This is a genomic window from Streptomyces himastatinicus ATCC 53653 (assembly GCF_000158915.1).
Classification (GTDB): domain Bacteria; phylum Actinomycetota; class Actinomycetes; order Streptomycetales; family Streptomycetaceae; genus Streptomyces; species Streptomyces himastatinicus.
In genome coordinates, this window is the sequence record NZ_GG657754.1 from 10,409,420 (window position 1) to 10,413,062 (window position 3,643).

4 protein-coding genes and 1 pseudogene are annotated in these 3,643 nt (G+C 70.9%); 3 read left to right on the forward strand and 2 right to left on the reverse strand.

From position 1 onward, the window contains the following. Positions 1 to 161: 161 nt before the first annotated feature. Positions 162 to 791, reverse strand: a pseudogene (locus SSOG_RS43770) (class I SAM-dependent methyltransferase). 206 nt (positions 792 to 997) lie between these two features. On the opposite strand from SSOG_RS43770, the gene SSOG_RS43775 reads away from it, so the two are divergent. Together SSOG_RS43775 and SSOG_RS43780 are read left to right on the forward strand one after the other, a co-directional pair. After that, positions 998 to 1,435, forward strand: coding sequence for a roadblock/LC7 domain-containing protein (locus SSOG_RS43775; RefSeq protein ID WP_009720757.1), 438 nt, complete (start codon positions 998 to 1,000; stop codon positions 1,433 to 1,435). Positions 1,436 to 1,550: 115 nt separating this feature from the next. Continuing rightward, a complete protein-coding gene (locus SSOG_RS43780) occupies positions 1,551 to 2,741 on the forward strand; it encodes an alcohol dehydrogenase catalytic domain-containing protein (RefSeq protein WP_009720758.1) in 1,191 nt (396 codons plus the stop codon). A 35-nt stretch (positions 2,742 to 2,776) separates the two neighbouring features. Here the strand turns inward: SSOG_RS43780 and SSOG_RS43785 are convergent, their stop codons facing one another. Beyond that, on the reverse strand, positions 2,777 to 3,205 hold the full coding sequence (locus SSOG_RS43785; protein WP_009720759.1) for a PPOX class F420-dependent oxidoreductase: 429 nt from the start codon (positions 3,203 to 3,205) through the stop codon (positions 2,777 to 2,779). Positions 3,206 to 3,325: 120 nt separating this feature from the next. On the opposite strand from SSOG_RS43785, the gene SSOG_RS43790 reads away from it, so the two are divergent. Then, positions 3,326 to 3,643 (forward strand): roadblock/LC7 domain-containing protein (locus tag SSOG_RS43790; protein ID WP_009720760.1); only part of this gene is annotated, 318 nt, incomplete at its 3' end.

The following is a 3,643-nucleotide window of genomic DNA, read 5'->3' on the forward strand; positions in this document are numbered from 1 at the left end:
GGCGATGCCCTCACCGGGCGCGATGAACTGGTGGCCGCGGGAGTGGTGGTGACGACCGTTCCCGGTGCGGGGCACAACGTGATGTTCGACGACCCGTCGGCGTTCACCGCGGCGATCGCGACCGGCACGCTGCCGGGCGATCGGCGTGGCTCGGCCGACCGTCAGCCCTGACGGACGGCGAGGGCCAGGAAACGGGTGTCCTCGTCCGTGTACGCCTCCAGCCGCCAGCCGCAACGGGCCAGCAGCGGCCGCAGGTTGGGCTCGGCCCGCAGATCATCAGGGGTGATCTGCCGGCCGTGGCGGGCGGCGAGGGCGGCGCGTCCCACCGGGTGGAACAGCGCGAAAAAACACGCCGGGGCGCACCACCCGGGCCTGTTCGCTCAGCCCGGCCCGGGGGTCGGTGAGAATGCGAGATCAGCCCGGCGGCGAAGACGGCGTCGAGACAACCAAAAAAGCAGCGGCAGCCGGGCGACATCGGCGAGGGCGAGCGTCCCGTCCCGGTCGCGACCGGCTTCTCGGGCGGCCGTCAGCATGGCGGGCGTGAGGTCGAAGCCCAGCACGGTCCCGCGGGGACCCACCGCGGCGCGCAGCGCGGGCAGGGCGCGGCCCGTGCCGCAGCCCGCGTCGAGCACCGCGTCCCCGGGGCGCAGGCCCAGATCGGCGACGGCGGCCGCATAGGCCGGGCCGTCGTCGGGGAATCGGCTGTCCCAGTCGGCAGCCCGGGGCGTGAAGAAGTCCCTCACGTCGGCCGCGCTGTCTCGGTGGCTTCCCTGCGCGCGGTCCTGGCGCATACGGGGCTCCTTCGTCCGGGGAACAGTTTCGTCCTGAGAATAGATTCGGGCATCGATCGGTCATTCGAGAAACTGACTCTGTCAAATTCCAACAGGTTCGTAATGCGCCCCTCAATGCGCCCCCTTGCGGGCTAGCGTCGCTGGCCCATGGGGGGACCCCGAGCGCGTCGCCCGCTCGCGGCGCGTGCCGACCGAGGGAGACCGTCATGCTCAAGCGCCGCGCAGCCGCTGCCCGCTCTTCGGCAGGTCTCGACCGGAGCCTGCTCGACCCGGGCCTGTTCGACGGGATCCTGGGCGATGGAGCGGCCCGCGCCGGGAGCGCCCGCCATGCCGTGCTGCTCTCGCAGGACGGGACCGTCCTGATCGCCTCCCGCGGGCTCTCCCGCCGGGACGCGGTATCCCTGGCCGAGATCGCCTCCGGGTTCCACGGCCTGGCCAGGAGCACGGGGCGCCGTGCGCGCCCTGCCCCGGCGCGCCGGACGATGGTCGAGTTGGAGAGCGGCACCCTCTTCGTCGCGGCGGCGGGCGCCGGAACCTGCCTGGTCGTGCTGAGCGCCGCGGGCACCGACCCGGCCACGGCCGCCGCCGAGACGGCCCGGCTCGTGGAGCGGGTCGGCGAGCAGCTGCGCCGCGCCCTCGGCTGACCGTGGAACGTGGGGTTCCGTCGCCGCTTCGGCCGTTCCTCACCGGGTACTCGGCGCATCTTGCCGAGATGGCCGACGACCAAGCGAGCCGACGACCACGCGAAAGGACACGGCGATGCGAGCGGTGACCTGGCAGGGCAGACGCGATGTGCGCGTGGAAACGGTGCCCGACCCCATCCTCAAGGAACCGACGGACGCGATCGTACGGATCACCACCACCGGACTGTGCGGGTCCGATCTCCATCTGTACGAGGTGCTCACGCCCTTCATGACCCCCGGCGACATCATCGGCCATGAGCCGATGGGGATCGTGGAGGAGACCGGTCCGGAGGTGACCGGTCTCCGGCCCGGAGACCGGGTGGTCGTCCCGTTCCAGATCGCCTGCGGATCCTGCTGGATGTGCGGCTCCGGCCTGCCGACCCAGTGCGAGACCACGCAGGTGATCGAGTACGGCATGGGCGCGGAGATCTTCGGCTACAGCAAGCTGTACGGCGCGGTGCCGGGCGCCCAGGCGGAGTATCTGCGGGTGCCGCAGGCCCAGTACGGTCCGATCAAGGTGCCCGAGGGGCCACCGGACGACCGCTTCGTCTACCTCTCCGACGTCCTGCCCACGGCCTGGCAGGCGGTGGAGTACGCGGCCGTCCCGCGGGAGGGCACGGTGTGCGTCCTCGGCCTCGGACCCATCGGTGCCATGGCCTGCCGGGTCGCCAGGCACCGGGGAGCCGGGCGGGTGATCGGCGTGGACCTGGTGCCCGAGCGGCTGCGGCGGTCCCGGGCCGACGGCGTCGAGACGTTCGACCTGAACGACTTCGACGACCAGGACGACCTGGTCGACGCCGTGCTCTCGGCGGGCGGGGGCCGCGGCCCGGACTCGGTCATCGACGCGGTGGGGACGGAGGCCCACGGCAGCCCGGTAGGCCGGACCGCGCAGCGGGCCGCCGGGATACTGCCGCGGGACTGGGGCGCGAAGCTCACGGCCAAGGCCGGTATCGACCGGCTGGCGGCACTCCGGCTGGCCATCGTGCTGGTGCGGCGCGGTGGCACGATCTCCCTGAGCGGTATCTACGGCGGAATGACCGACCCGCTGCCGCTGATGACCATGTTCGACAAGCAGATCCAGCTGCGGATGGGGCAGGCGAACGTCCGCCGCTGGGCCGACGACATCCTGCCGCTGCTGACGGACGAGGATCCGCTGGGCGTCGACGGCTTCGCCACCCACCGCCTGCCGCTGGCGGAGGCATCCCGCGCCTATGAGATGTTCCAGCAGAAGCAGGACGGTGCGGTAAAGGTCGTGATGCGACCGTGAACGATTGATTTCGGCCGAATTACTTCACCGTTCGACTAGTCGGCGATATCGGCGAGGCCGATGACCTTCTCGATGCGGACCCGAACGAGCAGCTCGCCGGGGACGCCGTTGCGGGCCCCGAACTGTTCGGCGAGGTCATCGCCCACATAGCGGGCGGCAATTCGGGTGGCCCACTCGCGTACCTCGCCCAGCTCATCGCTGAGTTCGGCCCGGCCCTGCACCGTGACGAAGGAGAACGGGGGCCGGTCGTCGTCCACGCAGAGGCTGACCCGGGGATCCCGCGCCAGATTGCGCCCCTTGACCGTGTCCTGCCCGGTGTTGAAGACCAGGTCGTCCCCGTCGAGCAGGAACCAGATGGGCGCGAGATGCGGGCTTCCGTCGGCCCGTACGGTCGCCAGTTTGCCGGTGCGGGTGCCCTCGGAGAGGAACTTCTGCCACTGATCCCTCGACATTTTCTGTGCCATGTCCCCATCTTGCGTCAATCAGCGCAGAACGGCCGGAGGGAGGGGTAGGGCGGGTTGCCCAGACGGCGGCGGTGAGAAAGGCTGGCACGCAGCTGAAGGGGAATCGGGGAGGAAACGCCAATGGCACTCAGCAAGGGGCTCGACTGGTTACTGGACGACCTGACCAACCGGATCGCGCAGGTGCGGCATGTGCTGGTGCTGTCGAACGACGGGCTGGTGACGGGGGCGAGCGCGACGCTGGAACGTCAGGACGCCGAGCATCTGGCGGCGGTCGCATCCGGGCTGCACAGCCTCGCCAAGGGGTCGGGCAACCACTTCCGGACGGGCCGGGTGCGGCAGACCATGGTCGAGTTCGAGGAGGGCGTCCTCTTCGTGACGGCTGCGGGTGACGGCAGCTGTCTCTGCGTCCTCAGCGGCCCGGATGCCGATGTCGGGCAG

Bases quoted from the DNA above. Each gene is read 5' to 3' on its own strand.
- SSOG_RS43775 (WP_009720757.1), top strand. From the start codon at position 998: ATGCTCAAGCGCCGCGCAGCCGCTGCCCGCTCTTCGGCAGGTCTCGAC.
- SSOG_RS43780 (WP_009720758.1), top strand. From the start codon at position 1,551: ATGCGAGCGGTGACCTGGCAGGGCAGACGCGATGTGCGCGTGGAAACG.
- SSOG_RS43785 (WP_009720759.1), bottom strand. From the start codon at position 3,205: ATGGCACAGAAAATGTCGAGGGATCAGTGGCAGAAGTTCCTCTCCGAG.